This is a genomic window from Myxococcus llanfairpwllgwyngyllgogerychwyrndrobwllllantysiliogogogochensis (assembly GCF_006636215.1).
GTDB classification, from domain to species: Bacteria; Myxococcota; Myxococcia; order Myxococcales; family Myxococcaceae; genus Myxococcus; species Myxococcus llanfairpwllgwyngyllgogerychwyrndrobwllllantysiliogogogochensis.
Genome location: NZ_VIFM01000233.1, coordinates 1 through 17216, shown reverse-complemented (window position 1 = coordinate 17216; position 17216 = coordinate 1). Strand labels below are relative to the sequence as shown.

Annotated in this window: 12 protein-coding genes; 8 read left to right on the top strand and 4 right to left on the bottom strand. The window is 68.2% G+C overall.

The genetic code is table 11. The features are described 5' to 3' along the window. Positions 1–520 precede the first annotated feature (520 nt). Positions 521–913: a LysM peptidoglycan-binding domain-containing protein gene (locus FJV41_RS37975; RefSeq protein ID WP_141647503.1), complete on the top strand. Its 393-nt coding sequence runs from the start codon at positions 521–523 to the stop codon at positions 911–913. Positions 914–1121: 208 nt separating this feature from the next. On the opposite strand, the gene FJV41_RS37970 is transcribed toward FJV41_RS37975, so the two are convergent. Further along, positions 1122–1577, bottom strand: a complete 456-nt coding sequence (locus FJV41_RS37970) for a hypothetical protein (protein WP_181791209.1) — start codon at positions 1575–1577, stop codon at positions 1122–1124. 352 nt (positions 1578–1929) lie between these two features. Here FJV41_RS37970 and FJV41_RS37965 point away from each other — a divergent pair, with 352 nt between their 5' ends. Continuing rightward, a complete protein-coding gene (locus FJV41_RS37965) occupies positions 1930–4617 on the top strand; it encodes an ATP-dependent Clp protease ATP-binding subunit (RefSeq protein WP_141647501.1) in 2688 nt (895 codons plus the stop codon). A 27-nt stretch (positions 4618–4644) separates the two neighbouring features. Here the strand turns inward: FJV41_RS37965 and cutA are convergent, their stop codons facing one another. From cutA to FJV41_RS37950, 3 genes are all read right to left on the bottom strand, one after another. Further along, positions 4645–4971, bottom strand: a complete 327-nt coding sequence (gene cutA / locus FJV41_RS37960; RefSeq protein WP_141647500.1) for a divalent-cation tolerance protein CutA — start codon at positions 4969–4971, stop codon at positions 4645–4647. 10 nt (positions 4972–4981) lie between these two features. Continuing rightward, the gene (locus tag FJV41_RS37955; RefSeq protein WP_174453613.1) at positions 4982–5947 is read right to left on the bottom strand and encodes an ATP-binding protein; all 966 of its coding nucleotides are present in this window, start codon (positions 5945–5947) and stop codon (positions 4982–4984) included. Positions 5948–6008: 61 nt separating this feature from the next. Then, positions 6009–6671 carry a hypothetical protein gene (locus tag FJV41_RS37950; RefSeq protein WP_141647498.1) on the bottom strand — a complete coding sequence of 221 codons (663 nt, stop codon included), beginning with the start codon at positions 6669–6671 and terminating at the stop codon, positions 6009–6011. Positions 6672–6953: 282 nt separating this feature from the next. Here FJV41_RS37950 and FJV41_RS37945 point away from each other — a divergent pair, with 282 nt between their 5' ends. From FJV41_RS37945 to FJV41_RS37920, 6 genes are all read left to right on the top strand, one after another. Further along, complete coding sequence (locus FJV41_RS37945; protein ID WP_174453614.1) at positions 6954–10535, top strand: tetratricopeptide repeat protein; 3582 nt, start codon at positions 6954–6956, stop codon at positions 10533–10535. Further along, a complete protein-coding gene (gltE, locus tag FJV41_RS37940) occupies positions 10535–12004 on the top strand; it encodes an adventurous gliding motility TPR repeat lipoprotein GltE (protein ID WP_141647496.1) in 1470 nt (489 codons plus the stop codon). Before FJV41_RS37945 ends, gltE begins: the two co-directional genes overlap by 1 nt. 125 nt (positions 12005–12129) lie before the next feature. Then, positions 12130–12402, top strand: coding sequence for an adventurous gliding motility protein CglF (gene cglF, locus FJV41_RS37935; protein WP_141647495.1), 273 nt, complete (start codon positions 12130–12132; stop codon positions 12400–12402). A gap of 78 nt (positions 12403–12480) precedes the next feature. After that, positions 12481–14445, top strand: coding sequence for an adventurous gliding motility protein GltG (gene gltG / locus FJV41_RS37930; protein ID WP_141647494.1), 1965 nt, complete (start codon positions 12481–12483; stop codon positions 14443–14445). Positions 14446–14547: 102 nt separating this feature from the next. After that, positions 14548–15180 (top strand): adventurous gliding motility protein CglE, encoded by a 633-nt coding sequence (gene cglE / locus FJV41_RS37925; protein WP_141647493.1) that lies wholly within the window; start codon positions 14548–14550, stop codon positions 15178–15180. A gap of 210 nt (positions 15181–15390) precedes the next feature. Then, entirely contained in the window at positions 15391–17091 is a 1701-nt protein-coding gene (locus tag FJV41_RS37920; RefSeq protein ID WP_181791207.1) for a DEAD/DEAH box helicase, read from the top strand. Positions 17092–17216 lie beyond the last annotated feature (125 nt).

Genomic DNA, 17216 nt, shown 5'->3' with positions numbered 1-17216 from the left:
TATAAGAGACAGATGGTGCCCGAGGGGGAGGGGGGCTCCTTGTTTCCGTTACAGGCGAGGGCTCCCACGGAGAAAGCTCCGATGAGGCACAGGCTGCGCAGCGTGGACATGGGGGTCGACTCCTCTGGGGGTTGAGCGAGCCAAGGAACGTTCGGGAGGGCGAGCGGTATTCTGCTGGCCTGTGCCGTACGGCCCCTCGTGAAGCAGGCGGCCTGTCATCCTTCCCGCGCGTGATGCACTGGTGAAGGAGCGCCGTGGCTCGGTGCTCATTCGCTACCACGAACCCGATGCGAAATGGAAAGGGACCGCCGGCTGCTCTCCTGCCGAAGCGCGGGTGCTCGTGGGGACTGTCGTGGAGCGACGGAGCCGGCGTCCTCGCGAGAGTGTCAGCTGCCACGCAGTGGTGAGGGCCTGGAGGGCAAGACGGGAGCCGAGGCCCGCGTGCCTACAGTGCGCTCCCTCGCACGGCGGCAGTCACGTGGACATCGTGCGACCTGACCCGACGACTGGAGGAACGCCCATGGCCCTGCAGAACGACTACAAGGACGTGCTCGACGTGGCGAAGACGATTGGCGCGAAGGTCGAGTCCCGCGAGGAGAATGGAAAGCTCATCCTCAAGGGCTCGGTGGACTACGCGTGGGACCGCGACCGCATCTGGGACCAGATCAAGGCGAAGCACACGCAGTGGCAGCAGGAAGTCATGGTGAACCTCACCGTGACGCACGCGGAGCCGTACGGCGTCTACACGGTGAAGTCCGGCGACACGCTGGGCAAGCTGGCCAAGGACATCTACGGCGACGTGAAGCTGTACCCGAAGATTTTCGAGGCCAACAAGGACCAGCTCAAGGACCCGGACCACATCAAGGTGGGCCAGGTGCTCAAGCTGCCGCCCAAGTCCATCGCCCAGGCTTGAGCGCTCCGTCGTGTCGGGGGAGCCTCAGGGCTCCTTCGATGCACGGGGTGCTCGCGCGTGAGCGGTTCGTCGTGTCGAGGTGAGCCCGTGGAGGAGGCGCGGGGCTTCGTATACCTCCGTGCGGGCGACCTCTGGCGCGAGGTGCGCTGGCTCGTGAGTCGCGGCCCGCTGCTCTCCGGTTCTTCGAAGAGGGGCGTGCGAGTCCTGCTCAGGGAAGCAGTCCCGGGATACTGCCCCCGGGCCTGGGGCCGATGTGGAACCGGATGCTGCCCGGCGCCAGTGTGCACGCGGGCGGATGGGGCGCGTGGAAGGCACCGTGCCGGGGCAGTGTGCACAGTCCGAGCAGTTGCATCGTGGAGTACGGCGACGAGGGCTGCTCGAGATAGGTCTCCACCGTGTTTCGTGGCGGTGGTGGCTCCTCGGCGGTCACCGCTGGCTCGTCGAGCGCGGCGAGAGCGTCCTCCGGCAGTGGACTCGTGTCCGGAACGAAGGAGATGCCCTCGGGAATGGGCTCCTCGCGGTCCGGTCGGCCGATGATGTTCTCGATGCGCTCGGTGCCCTCGTCCTTCACGGCGCGAGGCGCGGTGGCACACGCGCCCAGGAGCGACGCCGCCAGGAGCGTGGGGAGCACTCGGCGCGAATGGAACGGAGAGGCAAGGGGCATGGGCGTCAGGGGCCTTGGCGAGATTTAGCCGGCTGCCAGACATGTTCCCTCGGGAAGAGGGGGCCGGGGAAGAGGCGCATTTACCCTCCGTGGGGAAGTCGGTCTTGGGACATCACTCGGACTCCTGAGGACTCTCGTCACAGGCTTCGTCCGAAGCGCATGCGGCGCAACGTCGCGAGCCAACGCCTTCCTCCATCCTGGGGGTGGGGCGGTGGAGTCGTGAGAGCGCCTCTCCACGAGAGAGAGGATGAGGCCTCGTCAGGATGCCCGCCCTTCGTGAGGCGGCCTTCCGTGGTCCTCGGCCCGCGCCATTCCTAGCTTGCCCGGGAGTGGAGCGCGGAGGTCGTCGACCATGCTGTGTCAGAACTGCCGGACCCGTCCAGCCGCGGTCATGCTCAAGAAGCGGATGAACGGGCAGGAAGCCATCCTCAACTTCTGCAACCACTGCGCGAGCGCGATGGGCGTGGGGTTGGGGGACGCCAAGGGGTTCGGCAGCCTGGAGAGCCTCGTCGAGCAGATGATGGGCCCTCGCCCTCGGGGCCGGGAGAATCTGCTGACGCAGCTGTCGGAGATGGCGCAGCAGGTGCTGGAGCGCTCGGCGCGGATGACGCTCGACTCGGGCTACGAGCGGATGCGCATCGAGCACCTGTTGCTGTCCTTGCTCCACTCCGTTCCGGAGCTGCGCGAGTCGCTGAAGCACGCAGGCGCGCCCGTGGACGAGTTCGAGGCGCGCCTGGACGCGGTGATGCCCCGCCGCGAGCCGCGCAAGGCCCAGGGTGTGACGCTGTCCTCGGGCGTCAAGCGTGTGCTCCAGATTGCCCGCCTCCAGGCGCTCCAGATGGGGCACAGCTTCATTGGACCGGAGCACCTGCTGCTCGGCATCCTCATGGAGGCGGAGAGCTACGCGGCGCAGTTCCTCTCGGGCGTCGACGTCAATGAGCTCCGCAAGCGCCTGGTCGCCTCGGTGGGCGGCCCCGCGGCGCCCTTGGCGGGAGTCGGTGGGCGGCAGGGAAGCGGAGGGCTTCCGCCAAACCTGACACGCTTCACCAGGGACTTGTCGGTGCTGGCGCGCGCGGGAGAGTTGGACCCGGTCATCGGACGCGAAAAGGAAATCAGTCGCGTCATTCGCATCCTGAGTCGCAAGACGAAGAACAATCCGGTGCTCATCGGTGAACCGGGCGTGGGCAAGACGGCCATCGCGGAGGGGCTGGCCCAGCGCATCGTCGCGGGAGAGGTCCCCGAGGTGCTCAAGGACAAGCGCGTGCTGTCGCTGGACCTGGGGAGTGTCCTGGGCGGCACGAAGTTCCGGGGCGAGTTCGAGGAGCGCTTCAAGGGACTGATGGATGAGATTCGCGCCCTCAAGGGGCAGATCATCCTCTTCATCGACGAGGTGCACACGGTGGTGGGCGCCGGCGGTGCCGAGGGCGCGGTGGATGCGTCCAACCTGCTCAAGCCGGCGCTGGCTCGCGGAGAGCTGCAGTGCCTGGGGGCCACGACGCTGGATGAGTATCGGAAGAACATCGAGAAGGACGCCGCCCTGGAGCGCCGCTTCCAGCCCGTCATGGTGGCCGAGCCCACGCCGGAGCAGGCCATCGAAATCCTGCGAGGACTGCGCGATGCGTACGAGGCGCATCACCGCGTGAAGATTCTCGACACGTCGCTCACCGCGTCCGTCGAGCTGTCGGACAAGTACGTCAATGACCGGTTCCTGCCAGACAAGGCCATCGACCTGCTCGACGAGGCCTCGGCCATGGTGCGACTGGGCGCACGCACCGCGCCGGACCGGCTGGGTGAGGTGGAGGCGATGCTCGCGCAGAAGGAGAAGGACAAGAGCGCGGCGGTGGCGGGGGAGCGCTACGAGGAGGCGAGCCGACTCAAGGGCGAACTCGACACGCTGCGCACGGAGCTGGAAGGCCTGCGCACGCAGTGGCAGCTCAAGCGAGGTGTCACCGAACCCGCCGTGACGCCGGAGGACATCGCCACGGTGGTGAGCGAGTGGACGGGCATCCCCGCGCGGAAGCTGCAACAGGAAGAGGGACAGCGACTGTTGGAGATGGAGGAGGCGCTGAAGCAGCGCGTGGTGGGGCAGGAGGACGCGCTGCGCGCCATCTCCGAAGCGGTGCGCCGGGCGCGCGCGGGCTTGAAGGACCCGAATCGTCCCATCGGCTCGTTCCTGTTCCTGGGGCCCACGGGCGTGGGCAAGACGGAGACGGCGCGTGCGCTGGCCGAGTATCTGTTCAACGACGAGGCCGCGATGATTCGCCTGGACATGTCCGAGTTCCAGGAGCGCCACACGGCGAGCCGGCTCATCGGCGCGCCCCCGGGATATGTGGGCTACGAGGATGCGGGGCGACTCACGGAAGCCGTGCGTCGCAGGCCGTACTCGGTGCTGCTCTTCGACGAGGTGGAGAAGGCGCACCCGGACGTGTTCAACCTGTTGCTGCAGATTCTCGACGACGGGCGGCTCACGGACTCACGCGGCCGCACCGTGGACTTCAAGAACGTGGTCATCATCATGACGTCCAACCTGGGCTCGGAGGCGATGGGGGCCGCGAGGGCGGCGCTCGGCTTCCAGAGCTCGGGGGACGAGGAGCGCACGGTCAGGGAGCGGGCCAGCGAGGCGGTGATGAACGCGCTGCGCGGGCACTTCCGGCCGGAGTTCATCAACCGCATCGACGAAATCATCGTCTTCCATCCGCTCAACCCGGAGCAGCTCCGACGCATCGTCGACACGATGCTGGAGGCCACGCGCCGCAAGCTGCACGGGCAGAACGTGGGCCTGGAGTTGACGGACGCGGCGCGCGACTCGCTGGCCGAGAGGGGGTTCGAGCCCCGCTATGGCGCACGCCCCCTTCGCCGCGTCATCCAGCGCGAGCTGGAGACGGAGCTCAGCCGGATGATGCTGCGCGGTGAGCTGAGCGAGGGCCAGCGCATCCGGGTCGACTTCCAGGACGGACACTTCGTCTTCAAGGCGGAACCGGGAGCGCCCGCGGAGGTGGAGCCGAAGCCCCCCGAGGCTCCTGTTCCACCCGCCACGTGAGTGCCTCGACGCGCGCGGTGGTGCCGCTCAGGGAGAGGCGCGGGTGTTGTCGAGAATCCACGCGAGATAGGGCGCGTGGCCGTCGGCGATGTCGACGCGGAGCACCTCGGGCACCTGGTAGGGGTGCAGCGCGATGATGCGGGCGCGCAGGGTGTCGAAGAGCGCGGCTCTCGTCTTGAAGAGGATGAGCGCCTCCGCGTCATCCTGCACCTTGCCCTCCCAGCGATAGATGGAGCGCAGGCCGGGGAGGATGTTGCCGCAGGCGGCGAGCTGTTCTTCCACGACGGTCCGCGCCAGCTCCGCGGCCTTGTCGGCGGAGGGCGCGGTGACGAGGACCAGGATGGCGTCGGTCATGGCGCCCGAGTCACCGCCCGGCGCTGCGCATGCCGCCGGTGGGGGGCTGGTGGAGCGTGTCCATTTCCTGCCGGGTGCGTCGGCGGTCAGGGGTGTCCTTGGGCAGCTCCACGAAGGTGCACATCTCGCAGAGACGGCTGTAGATGCGCTCTCCCACGCGCTCGCGCAGCAGCTCCGCTTCCTTCACCACCGCCTTGGCGTCTTCCGTCGTCCGGTAGCCGGTGGGGCCCAGGGGGCGCTGCTTCTTCTCCGGCTCCAGCGAGTAGTTCGTCGCGAACAGCGTGGTGCGGCCCGCGTTGTAGCGGCGGGCGATGAGCTCATCCAGCGTCTCCATCTCGAACGGGCTGCCGCGTCCCTTGCCCAGTTCGTCGATGGCCAGCACCTCCACCTCCGACAGCGGCCCGATGATTTCTCCGCCGCTCTTGCCATCCTGGAAGCCCCGCCGGATGGTGGCGTAGAGGAGCGAAATCTCGACGTAGCGCGCGCGCACTCCCATCTCGATGACGAGGTGGCCCAGCGTGGCCGCGAGCAGGTGCGTCTTCCCGGTGCCCACCGGGCCGCTCAGGATGAAGCCCTTGGACGTGGCGCCCTTCACGTACTGGTGGCCGAAGTGCATCGCCACCCCGCGGCCCCGGTCCTGGGCCTCGTTGAAGGCGCGGTAGTTGTCGAAGGACGCGTGCGCCACCACGCCGGGCAGTCGCACGTCGTTGAAGATGGTCACGCGCCGCATCCGCCGCGTGCAGGTGCAGGGCTCCATCACCTCGTAGCGCTTGGGCCCCACCTTCTGGCTGAAGACGCCCTCTCGCTCCACCAGTACATGGCCGCGCCCGCCGCAGATGGAGCAGTTCTCCGAGCACGCGCACACGCGCGCCTGCGCCTGGTCACCGTGCCGTTCGATGACATACGTCCGGCCGGCACAGACGCGGCACCCCTCCCCAGTCGCCTTCGCTCCCACACCCGTCTCGCGCATCGCCATAGCAGAGCCCTTCCCCGCCTCCTCGCAAACTGAACGGGCGAGCAGTAATTGTGTCGCCCCCTCAGACTTCCTTCACACCCAGTCGCCGTCGCACCGCGGCCACCACCCGGAAGCGTCGGGAGAGCCTTCGCGCGCGCACCGACATCACCTGCTGTTCAGAACCCACCGAAAGTGCGTCACGCCACACCTCGCGTCGCTGAAGGAAGGGGAGGGCTCTCAGGAGCGCCAGGAAACTCAGGGCTTCCTGCGCATCGAGCGCGGCGGGCTCGCCCGGAATGCTCGCCAGCACCGTGCCGCGCAGCCACGCCACCCGGGGCGCCAGGGCCTGTTCCCGCCCCGCGAGGTCCTCCAGCGCGTCGACGAGCCGCGCATGTCGGGTCTCCTCCCACGACAGCGCCTTCCGACGCCGCGAGGGGGCCTCCGGCGCCGGCGTCTCACCCGCGCCTGCCGTCAGCGAACGGTACTTCTTGATCTCCGCGTCGACCTGCCGCCGACACGCACGCAGGTTTCGCAGCACGGGCTCACCGGGGCGCGCATCCCACAGTGCCTTCTCCGCCGAGCGGGAGATGCCCCGCGCCACCACCTCGAACGGAACGCCCTCTCTCGCCCAGGATGTCAGAAGCTCCGAGTCCAATGCCGAGAGCATCAGCCCCGCGCCACGCACCGCGAGGAAGTAGTCCTGCACCAGCTCCTCGAAGCTGGCGCTTTCCGGCAACAGACTCATGATCCGACACCCACTCCAGGCAGGGCGACCGGGCAGCCGGCCGTCCGCTCCCCCATACCCGGTGGGTCCGACAAGGCAACCGTGTTGTCATCCTTTTCACAGCAGTTCTGGAAGTTTGCCGGCCTGCTTTCCACTTCTGGAGGGGCCAGCCAGTCAGGGTTGACCCTGCACTTGGAAACCGCGCATAGTGGTTCTCCCCGAATGGAAATTCCCGAAGATTCCCGGCCACTTGCCTGTTCGGTAGGCAACCGGGGACGCCGGTCCCCCCCGCTTAGGAAGACCATGCGCCGTTCGCTCCTCGTCTGCCTCGTCCTCCTGGCCTCGGCCTCCGCCGCTCAGGAGAAGAAAGCGCCGCGTGACGCCGACCTGGGCCAGAAGTCCGCCACCGCGGTGGACAAGTCCCTGGCTGGCGACATCACCCGCGAGAAGAAGAAGGAAGAAGTCGCCCCCGCGCTCCAGTACGACCAGTTCCGACTGGGCGTGGAGCTGCAGGTGGCCTCCAAGCGACGCGAGCAGATCGTCTCGCTGAAGAAGATCATCTCCCTGTCGCCGGATCCGAAGGAGGTCCCCAGCCTCCTGTTCCGCCTGGGAGAGTTCTACTGGGAGGAGTCGAAGTTCTATTTCTTCGAGGCCAACCGCAAGGACGACGACCTCATCAAGGCGATGAACCGCAACGACGCCGCGGGCCAGCAGCAGGCCAAGGCGGAGAAGGCGGAGTTCGTCGCGAAGCAGAAGGAGTACGGCAAGCTCGCCGTCGAGCAGTACACCCGGATTGTCCAGGAGTTCCCCAAGTTCGAGCGCACGGACGAGGTGCTCTTCTTCCTCGGTCAGTACCTGATGGAGGAGGGCCAGGACCGCAAGGCGCTGGTCGCCTTCAAGCGCCTGGTGGAGAAGCACCCGAAGTCCAAGTACATCCCGGACGCGTACCTCGCCTTCGGCGAGTACTACTTCAACAACTCCAAGGGAAAGCGCCCGGAGTTGGAGAAGGCGCTGGTGGCCTACAAGAAGGCCGCCGAGTTCCCGGAGAGCCAGGTGTACGCGTTCGCCCTCTACAAGCAGGGCTGGTGCCACTACAACCTGGGTGACTACACGGCGGCGAAGGACAAGTTCAAGACGGTGGTGCTGTACGGCGAACTGGCCGGCGCCAACGCGGTGGAGAAGGACGGCGGCAAGAGCGGCCGAGGCTCGCTGGTGCGTGAGGCCCGGACCGACTACGTGCGAGCGTACGCGCACGAGGGCGACGTGGCGCAGGCGCGCGCGGACTTCGGCAAGGTGGCCTCCAATCCGGAGGACCGCTTCACGATGCTCAAGCAGCTCGCCAACATGTACTACGGCGACGGCAAGGACCGCGAAGCGGCCATCACCTTCAACTCCCTCATCAAGGAGAAGCCGCTGTCGCCCGAGGCGCCCGGCTTCCAGGGGAAGATCGTCGACTGCATCCTTCGCATGGGCAACAAGGAGCGCACCGTGGCCCAGGTGCGCCGGCTCGTGAAGATCATGAAGGAGGTCGAAAGCTCCGGCGTCATCAAGGACGACAAGGACAAGAAGCTGCTCGCGGAGGCGAAGGAGCTGTCCGAGCGCACGCTCTCCAACCTCGCCGTCACCTGGCACAACGAGGGCCGCAAGACGCGCAACGAGGAGACGTTCCGCTACGCGGACGCCGTCTACAGCGACTACCTCACGCTCTTCCCGGAGAACCCCAAGGCGTACGACCTGCGCTTCTTCTGGGCGGAGTTGCTCAACGACAACCTGCAGAACTACGAGAAGGCCGCCGCCAACTACACGCTCGTCGTGCTCCAGGACGCCAAGGTGCTGGAGGCCAAGGACGACAAGGGCAAGCTGAAGCCGGGCAAGCCGGGCAAGTGGCTGCCGAACGCGTCCTACAACGCGGTGCTGGCCTACGACGAGGTCGTCAAGGCCGCCGAGGCGCGTGGCGAGGCGAAGAGCGAATCGGTGGGCACGGACCTGTCGAAGAAGGCCGCCATCCCCACGCTGAAGAAGGCGCTGTTGGATGCGTGCGAGCGCTACCTCAAGTACGTGCCCAAGGGTGACAAGCGGGTGGAGATCGCCTTCAAGGCGGCGAACATCTACTACCGCCACAACCACTTCGACGAGGCGGTGCTGCGCTTCAGCGAAATCGCGCTCGGCTACCCCGAGTACAAGTTCGAGAACGGCGACCGCGCGGCGGAGATCAGCGCCAACCTCATCCTCGACTCGTACAACCTGCTCCAGGACTTCGCGAAGGTGAACGAGTGGGCGCGGCGCTTCTACGCCAACGACAAGCTGGCCACGGGCAAGTTCCGCGACGACCTGGCCAAGCTGATTGAGCAGTCGTCGTTCAAGCTGGTCAGCCAGTTGGAGGAGAAGAAGGAGTTCTCCAAGGCGGCCGAGGCGTACCTCAACTTCGTGCACGACTTCCCGCAGACGGAGATCGCCGACCTGGCGCTCTACAACGCGTCCGTCGACTACTACAAAGCGAAGATGCTGGATAAGACGATTGAAGTGCGGGCCCGGCTCTTCGCCCAGTATCCGCGCTCCAAGTACGTGCCGGACTCCATCTACGCCAACGCGGAAGCGCTGGAGGCCATTGGCGACTTCGAGCAGGCCGCGACGACCTACGAGCTGTACGTGAAGGGCTACGAGCGCAGCGTGTCGGAGAAGGGTGGCGGCAAGGCGCGCCCGAGCAAGTCCAGCAAGTCCAACAGGAAGGGCGGCGGCGACGACAAGCCGGCGGTGCCGCAGAAGTGGGACGAGGCCAAGGCGCAGGTGGCGCTGTTCAACGCGTCCACCTACCGCGAGGGCCTAGGCCAGACGAAGGCGGCGCTGCGCAACCGCGAGCGCTACCTGGAGCTGTGGCCGAAGGCCAAGGACGCGGATGACATCCGCCTGTCCATCATCGAGCTGACCGGCAAGAGCGGCGCGGCGATGCGGGCCATCAAGATGCTGGAAGAGTACGAGCGCGACAACATGCGCTCAGCCAGCAAGTTCCTCACCGCCGAGGGACGGATCATCGACCTGTACAAGAAGATGAACAAGTCGCGCGACGTGACGCGCATGTACAAGCGCGTGGGCGAGCACTTCGACCAGCTCCCCCGCCGCGTGCAGACCACGCTGGAGAAGCCCGCGCTGGCCACCGCCGCGCAGGCGCAGTTCCTGGGCGTGGAGCTGGACTGGGCGGAGTACAAGCGCCTGAAGCTGTACTGGGGCGCGCCGCCGTCGCCGGACCGCTTCCGCGCCAGCATCCAGGACAAGAGCCGCGCGCTGCAGGTGGTGGAGAAGAAGTACGTGCAGACAGTGTCCCTGGGTGCTCCGGAGCCGTCGCTCTGCGCGCTCAACCGCATTGGTCTGGCGTATGACCACTTCGCCCACAGCGTCATCAACGCGCCCATGCCGCGCGGCCTGGACGAAGAGGCCCAGCAGGCGCTGCGCGACGAGTTCACCAATCAGGCCCAGCCGCTCAAGGACAAGGCCACGGAGGCGTTCGCCGCCACGGTGGCGAAGAGCCGCGAGCTGGACGTGTTCAACGCCTGCGCCGCGGAGAGCTTGAAGCTGCTGCGCACCACCTACCAGCCGGACCGCTATCCGGAGATGCCGGAGGAGAAGGTCGCGCTGAAGAGCCGCCAGCAGATCATCGGTGGTGACGTGCTGGCCGGCATCCAGGACGTTCCGCCGCCGGCGCCCAAGGCCGTGGCGGAGCAGAAGAACCAGAAGGAGGCGCTGCAGGAGGACCTCACGGACCTCACCGCGCAGCTGCGCTCGCAGACTGAGACCCAGGTGGACACGAAGGCCACCGCCTCCACCCCGGACGGCACCAAGCCCGCCAAGGCGGCTGGGGCCGACGAGGAGCCGGAGGACTTCCTCTAATGAACCGGACGACCCGTACCATGCGCCTGTTCCCCCTCCTGGCGGCCGCGTCGCTCATCGCCGCCGGCTGCACCGCGTCCAAGGCCACTTCTCCCGCGCCCGTGGCGAAGAACCCCACGGCGCAGCCGAAGGACGCTCCGCCTCCGCCCATCTCCAACACGGCCAAGGCGCGCTTCGAGGACGCGGTGAAGTCCTTCGACACGCAGAAGAAGGCCAAGGCGTTCGACTACCCGGCGCTGGAGCGCAAGTTCAAGTCGGCGCTGGAGTCCGACGCGAACCTCGCCGAGGCCGAGTACAACCTGGGCGTCATCGCCGAGCGTCAGGGCAACATCCCGGAGGCGAAGGCCCGCTACAAGGCGGCGCTCACCAAGAAGCCCTCGCTGCGCCAGGCGTCCGAGAACCTGGCCGTCATGGAGCAGAACGGCGGCAACGTGGCCGGCGCGGTGGCCCTCTATCAGGAGGTTCTCCAGCGTTATCCGGACGACGCGCAGTCCCGCGCGCGCCTGGCGGAGATCTACCGGCAGCAGAACGACCACGACAAGGCGATGGAGCTGGCCCGTGGCGCGCTGATGAGAGATCCGACGTCCACCACCGCGCTGAAGGTGATGATCCGCAGCTACCTGGACCGCAAGCAGCTTTCGATGGCGAAGCTGGTGGCGCTGCGCGGCGTGAAGCTGGACGGAGCGGACCCGGAGCTGCACCACTCGGTGGGCCTCATCCAACTTCGGGAGGGTGATGCCGATGACGCTCGGCTGTCCTTCAAGAAGGCGCTGGAGGCGCGCGAGGACTACGTCCCGTCGCACGTCGCTCTGGCGCAGCTCTCGCTGGACGCGGAGGACTATCCCGGCGCCGAGGAGCACCTGCGCCGCATCCTCCAGGCGGACGGGAAGAACGCCACCGCGCACCTGAACCTGGGCCTCTCCTACAAGGGCCAGGGTCAGTACGACAAGGCGATGCAGGAGTATGACGAGGCGGAGAAGCTGGACCCGGAGCTGGCGGCCGTCCACCTCAACCGCGCCATCCTCCTCCACAAGGTGAAGGACGCCCCCGAGCGCGCCGTGGAGCTCTACAAGCGGTACATCGCCACGGCGGGCGGAGAGGTGGCCCTGTCCGGCGAGGCCCCTGTCTTCGGGTTGCTGCGTGAGGCGGAGGCCATCGTCAGCGCCAAGCGCGAGGCCGTCGCGGCCGAAGAGCAGGCGAAGAAGATGGAGGACCTCCAGAAGAAGCAGCAGGCCCAGATGCAGGCCGCGGAGAAGAAGCAGGCGCCCCAGGCCCCCGCGCCCAATGGCGCCGCGGCGGCTCCGGCCACGGGCACGGGCACTTCCGCCCAGGCCACTCCGGCGGGGGGCTCTTCGCCCCAGACGCCGGCGGCCCCTCCTCAGTCCCCCGCAGCGGGGGCCCAGGAGAAGAAGAATGCAGGCACGACGGATCCTTCCGAGCCGGGCGAGCCTGAAGACGACCTGCTGTGAAAGTTGGGATGTCCCCGGGTGCCTTCGCTGTGGCGAGCCCCGGGGGGATGATGCGAACCTTCGCTGTCCGTTGTCTGGACATGCGGCGTCGAACGGGCCCGGCGGGGCCCTTGTGGGAGGCAGTGATGCGGAAGGCTCTGATGTTGTGCGCGGTGCTCGCGGTGGCTCCGGCCTTCGCCCAGGATGATGCGGCCAAGCCGGCAGGTGGGGGCGCGGAGGGCAATGTGCGCTACTCCAAGACGACGAACATCGACTTCGAGGACGACACCATCGAAGGCGACCTCACCAAGCCGGACGGCGAGTACATCGAGGCGCGCGAAACGGTGAAGCACTCGAACCTCATCCGCATCCGCGAGGACTTCGAGGACAAGGTGATGCAGTCCGTGGGCGAGCTGTAACAAGCGTCGGTGCGTCGGCGGGAACCTTCCGGCGCGAGCGTTGTCCATAGCGAGCATCCACCTTCCGCAGGAGCCCTCATGGCCGTTCCCCTGACACTCAAGGTCTTCAAGGGCGACACCCTGGTCGCCACCAAGGACTACGAGCGCGACATCATCAAGATTGGCCGGCTGTCCTCGGCGCACCTGTGCCTGGAGGACGAGAAGGTCAGCCGCATCCACTCCGTCATCGAGGTCGCCGGCGACGGCTCCATGTCCATCATCGACATGGGCAGCGTCGAGGGGACGTACGTCAACAACAAGCGGGTCAACAAGGGCCTGCTGTCGTTCGGCGACGAGATTCGGGTGGGCGCCACCACCATCCGGCTGGAGAACCCCTCCGCCATCGCGGCCGCCAACCTGGCCGTGGCCGCGGCGAGCACGGATACCACCACGGAGAAGAACCCCGTGCTGGGCTCCACCACCGCCGCCACGGGGCTGGCGCAGGCCGCCGCCGCCGAGGCCGCCGAGTCGTCCCTTCCCACCCCCGTCGCCGCCGCGAGCGCGGGTGCGCTGGACGCCTCTGTCGCCCCCACGCAGAAGAGCCCCATCCTCGCCGCCGAGGAGCCCGCGCCGGCTCCCCGCGCGACGCAGGCCCCGGTCGACGACGCCGCGCCCCGCGTGCGCACGGTGCGCCGCTCCAAGTCGAGCGGTCCTCAGGGTGTGTCGCTGCGCTTCTGCTGGGGTGACCAGCGGGTGGGCGAGTTCTTCGTCGCCCCGGGTATCAAGCGCTTCGTGACGGTGGGCAGCGCCGCGGGCGTCGACTTCGTCATGGGTGACGCCAAGTTCGGCGCTCCCCGCTTCGACGTGCTGCGCACGGACGGTCAGTCGTTCGTCGTGCGCTTCACGGGGAAGATGAAGGGCGAACTGGTCCGCAAGGGCGAGACGCAGGAGCTCAAGGCGGTCATTGAGTCCGGCAAGGCCTCGCACGAGGGTGACGCGTACACGCTCACGCTCGACGCGGAGGACTTCTTCTGGGTGGACCTGGGCGGCGTGACGATGGAGGCGAGCTTCCAGTCCGTCCCCAAGCGCGTCGTGGCGCCGCTGGGCGAGTCGCTGGACTACACCGCGCTCAACATCTTCCTGGTGATGTTCTTCGCGGCCACCGCATTCGTCATCACCGCGATGAACCGCACGGGCGAGGGTGACGAGTACGCGGACGAGTTGTCCGGCAACCAGGCGCGCATCGCCAAGTTCCTCATCAAGCCGCCCGAGGCGCAGAAGAACAAGTTCCTCGAGCGCCTCAATCAGCAGAAGGAAGCGAAGAAGAGCGGCGAGATGGCGGCCAAGAGCCGCGGTGACGAAGGTCAGATGGGCAAGAAGGACGCGCCCAAGACCAACAACCGCACCGCGCCCAAGGGCGACCCGAACAAGAAGGACGAGGCGCGCGCGCTGACCGCCAAGATTTTCGGCGGCGGCAAGGGCGGCATCTCCACTGTGTTCGGCAGCAAGGGCCTGGGCGGCGACCTGAAGAGCGCCATGGGCAACATGTTCGGCGCCAAGGCGGGCAACTCGGGTGGCTTCGGCGGCCTGGGTCTGCGCGGCTCCGGCGGCGGCGGCGGCGGCACCGGTGACACCGTCGGCATCGGCGGTATCGGCACCAAGGGTCGTGGCGGCGGCACCGGCAGCTACGGCACGGGCGTGGGTGTGCTGGGTGGCAAGTCCAGCGTGGACGTGGGCATCACCTCGTCCGACCCGGAGGTCATGGGCTCGTTGGACAAGGAGCTCATCCGCAAGGTCATCCACATGAACCGCGGGCAGATTCGCTACTGCTACGAAAGCCTCCTCAACCGGTTCCCGAAGCTCGGCGGCAAGGTGGCCGTGAAGTTCGTGATTACCGCCACCGGCTCCGTGGCGTCGTCCTCGGTGGCCCAGTCCACCGCGGGCAACGCGGAGCTGGAGACGTGCGTGGCCGGTCGCGTGCGCACCTGGAAGTTCCCCGAGCCCAAGGGCGGGGGCGTGGTGGTCGTCACCTATCCGTTCATCTTCAAGCAGTCCGGCGATTAGCGCCGGCCTTCCTCTGCTTCACGGGCGGCCCTTCCCCGGGGCCGCCCGCGCAGTCACCCCGGCTCCCGTCCCCCGTGGGAGCCACGTCAACCTCAGGACCGCATGAAAGCCCTCGCCTCCATTGCCCTGTGTGCCGTGTTCGTCCTCCCCGTGGCCGCGAGCGCTCAGCAACCACCCCCCACGGCGACGGGAGACAAGCCCGCCGTCACGTTCGATGAAATCGAGCGCGGCTTCTACTTCGCGCTGCTCGGCGGTCCGCTCTTCCTGACCAATCCGCCCGCGGCGGAGGGGACGCCCCGTCCGTTCTCCTCGGGCCCCATGGCCCAGGTGGAGTTCGGCGTGGACCTGGGCGAGCGGGTGTCCGTGGGCCTGTTCATCATGGGCTCCAGCATCCGCACGAGCGCCGAGTACATCGGCGAGTCCGGCGGCGCGGTGTCCGGTGACTTCTCCACCTTCGTCCCGGGCGCCGTGTTGCGCGCGCGCCTGGTGGGCCTGGCCGACAGCCAGGAAGTGAAGCGCACGTGGTTCTATGTCCGCGCAGGCGCGGGTTATGCGATGTTCTCGCCGAAGCGTCTCCTTCCGGATTCCGACATTCTTGTGTTTGCCGGGCCCGGAGTGGAGTACTACACACGGTTGCGCCACTTTTCCGTGGGGCTCGAGGTCACGGGGAACTACCTCGTTTCCGGAGGCTCGTTCGGGTTCGCGGTGGCGCCGAACATTCGCTACGCGTTCTAGTTCCAGCGGGAGAAAGACGTGCCTCAGGAGAATGGAAGCGGTGGGCCGCGCCAGGGTGGGCGTGGTCGTGACGGGGGTGCGCCGGGTCAGGGCCCGCGCCGTGACGGTCCTGGCGGTGGTTTTGGTGGCCGGGGCGGTCCGGGAGGCCCTGGTGGAAGGGGCGAGGGCAGAGGCCGCGACGGACGTGGTCGGGGTCGTGACGAAGGCCCCGTGGGCCCGGGTCAGCGTGTCATCTCCGAGCTGAGCGTCCTGGAGAAGGCCCTGTCCAAGACGGACTTCGTGGCCGAGAAGGGCCCGCTGCAGGCGATTGTGCGCTCGCTGCGGCCCATGCGGCTGAAGTCCCTGGAGGACCTGGACCTCAACACGCGAGGCCGACTCATCACCACGATGCTGCGCGTGCAGCGTCAGCCCAAGCCCGCGGCTCCGGATGCTTCGGCCCCCGCGGAGGCGAGTGCCCCGGTGGAGGCCACCGAGGCTCCGGCCGAGGCCGCCGCTCCGGCGGAAGGCACGGAGGGTGCGGTCGCCGAGGGTGAGACGGGCGCGGCTCCGGCCGAGGCTGCTGCTCCGGCGGGGCCCGCGGTGGACCCCGCCAAGGAGAAGTTCGACGCGTGGACGGACGTGCTGTTCCTGGTGGGACAGGTCTGGCGCGCGGCGGGAGACCGGGAGCGCGCCGAGGTGGCCTTCGCCGCCAGCGGTCGTCAGCCCGGCCCCGAGGTCGAGGAGCCTGCGGCGCCCGCGGCTCGGACGGAGGCACGTCCGGAGCGCGGTGAGCGTCGGGAGCGCCCGGAGCGAGGCGAGCGTCGGGAGCGCGGTGAGCGTCCCGAGCGTGGCGCTGCTGGCGAGCGCCGGGAGCGTCCCGAGCGCGGCGCGGCGGGCGAGCGTCGGGAGCGTCCCGAGCGTGGCGCGGCTGGCGAGCGTCCGGAGCGCGGCGAGCGCCGTCCCATGCCGGAGCTGACGGGCGACTGGAAGGAGCAGGCCAAGCAGCTCGAGGGCATGGGCCGCACGCGTGACGCGGCCCGTCTGCACGAGCGGAACAATGGCTTCGCGGACGCCACCCGGCTGTTCGAGGCGGGCGGAGACCTCAAGAGCGCGCTGCGCACCGCGCTCGCGGGCAGCGACAACGATGCCGCGCGCCGACTGGTGGGCACGCTGCCCCCGGATCAGCTCGCTCCCACGCTGGAGAAGGCCGGTGCCTACGAGCTCCTGATGGAGCACTACGTTGGCAAGGGCGACTTCGAGAACGTGGCGCGCCTGTATGAGCGCGCGCGCCAGTTCGACCAGGCGGCGCTCGCGTACGAGCGTGCGGGGAAGCTGACCCTGGCGCGCAAGGCGTACGAGCGCTCGCGGGACATGGCCAGCGCCAACCGCATCCGTGGGCTCGAGGTGAAGAGCCTGGTGGAGCGTGGAGATCGTCTGGGCGCGGCCACGTTGCTCGTGGCGGCGGGCCAGCGTCGCGAGGCGGTGGAGGTGCTGGGCACCCTGCCTCCCCCCAAGGCGTTCCACTTCATGCAGCGGCTGAAGCTGGACGAAGAGGCGAAGGAGCTGGCTCAGCGCGAGCTGGCCCGGGCAGAGCAGGAGCAGAAGCCGGCGGGCCGTGCCCGGTGGCTGGAGCTGCTCGGCGACGTCGCGGCTTCCGCCGAGGCGTGGGAGGCCGCGGGGCGCAAGGACAAGGCGCTGCCGCTGCACGAGAAGCTCGGCAACCTGCCTCGCGCCGCCCAGCTCGCCGAAGAGCTGCAGCAGCGTGACAAGGCCGTGGCCCTCTACACCCAGCTCAACGACAGCGCGGGTGTGGAGCGTGCGAAGGCCCTGCCGGAGACGCCCGTGGCGCCCCCGGCTTCCGCCGAGTCGTCCGAAGGCGGTGCGGGGGGCGAGGACGGGGACGTTCCCTCCGACGCTTCCTCGGCCGAGTAGCAAGAAGGCCAATGATTCCCGCCCTTTGGCGGGTTTTACACGATTGCTCGGGGGCGCTCGCGGCCGGTAGAGTCCGGCGGCTGGCGCCCCCGCTGCGTTCCATTTTTACCCCCGAGGCCGTCTCT

Coding starts and splice junctions, on each gene's coding strand:
- FJV41_RS37970 (WP_181791209.1), bottom strand. CDS start 1,577: ATGCCCCTTGCCTCTCCGTTCCATTCGCGCCGAGTGCTCCCCACGCTC.
- FJV41_RS37965 (WP_141647501.1), top strand. CDS start 1,930: ATGCTGTGTCAGAACTGCCGGACCCGTCCAGCCGCGGTCATGCTCAAG.
- gltE (WP_141647496.1), top strand. CDS start 10,535: ATGAACCGGACGACCCGTACCATGCGCCTGTTCCCCCTCCTGGCGGCC.
- cglF (WP_141647495.1), top strand. CDS start 12,130: ATGCGGAAGGCTCTGATGTTGTGCGCGGTGCTCGCGGTGGCTCCGGCC.
- FJV41_RS37975 (WP_141647503.1), top strand. CDS start 521: ATGGCCCTGCAGAACGACTACAAGGACGTGCTCGACGTGGCGAAGACG.
- gltG (WP_141647494.1), top strand. CDS start 12,481: ATGGCCGTTCCCCTGACACTCAAGGTCTTCAAGGGCGACACCCTGGTC.
- cglE (WP_141647493.1), top strand. CDS start 14,548: ATGAAAGCCCTCGCCTCCATTGCCCTGTGTGCCGTGTTCGTCCTCCCC.
- FJV41_RS37950 (WP_141647498.1), bottom strand. CDS start 6,671: ATGAGTCTGTTGCCGGAAAGCGCCAGCTTCGAGGAGCTGGTGCAGGAC.
- cutA (WP_141647500.1), bottom strand. CDS start 4,971: ATGACCGACGCCATCCTGGTCCTCGTCACCGCGCCCTCCGCCGACAAG.
- FJV41_RS37945 (WP_174453614.1), top strand. CDS start 6,954: ATGCGCCGTTCGCTCCTCGTCTGCCTCGTCCTCCTGGCCTCGGCCTCC.
- FJV41_RS37955 (WP_174453613.1), bottom strand. CDS start 5,947: ATGGCGATGCGCGAGACGGGTGTGGGAGCGAAGGCGACTGGGGAGGGG.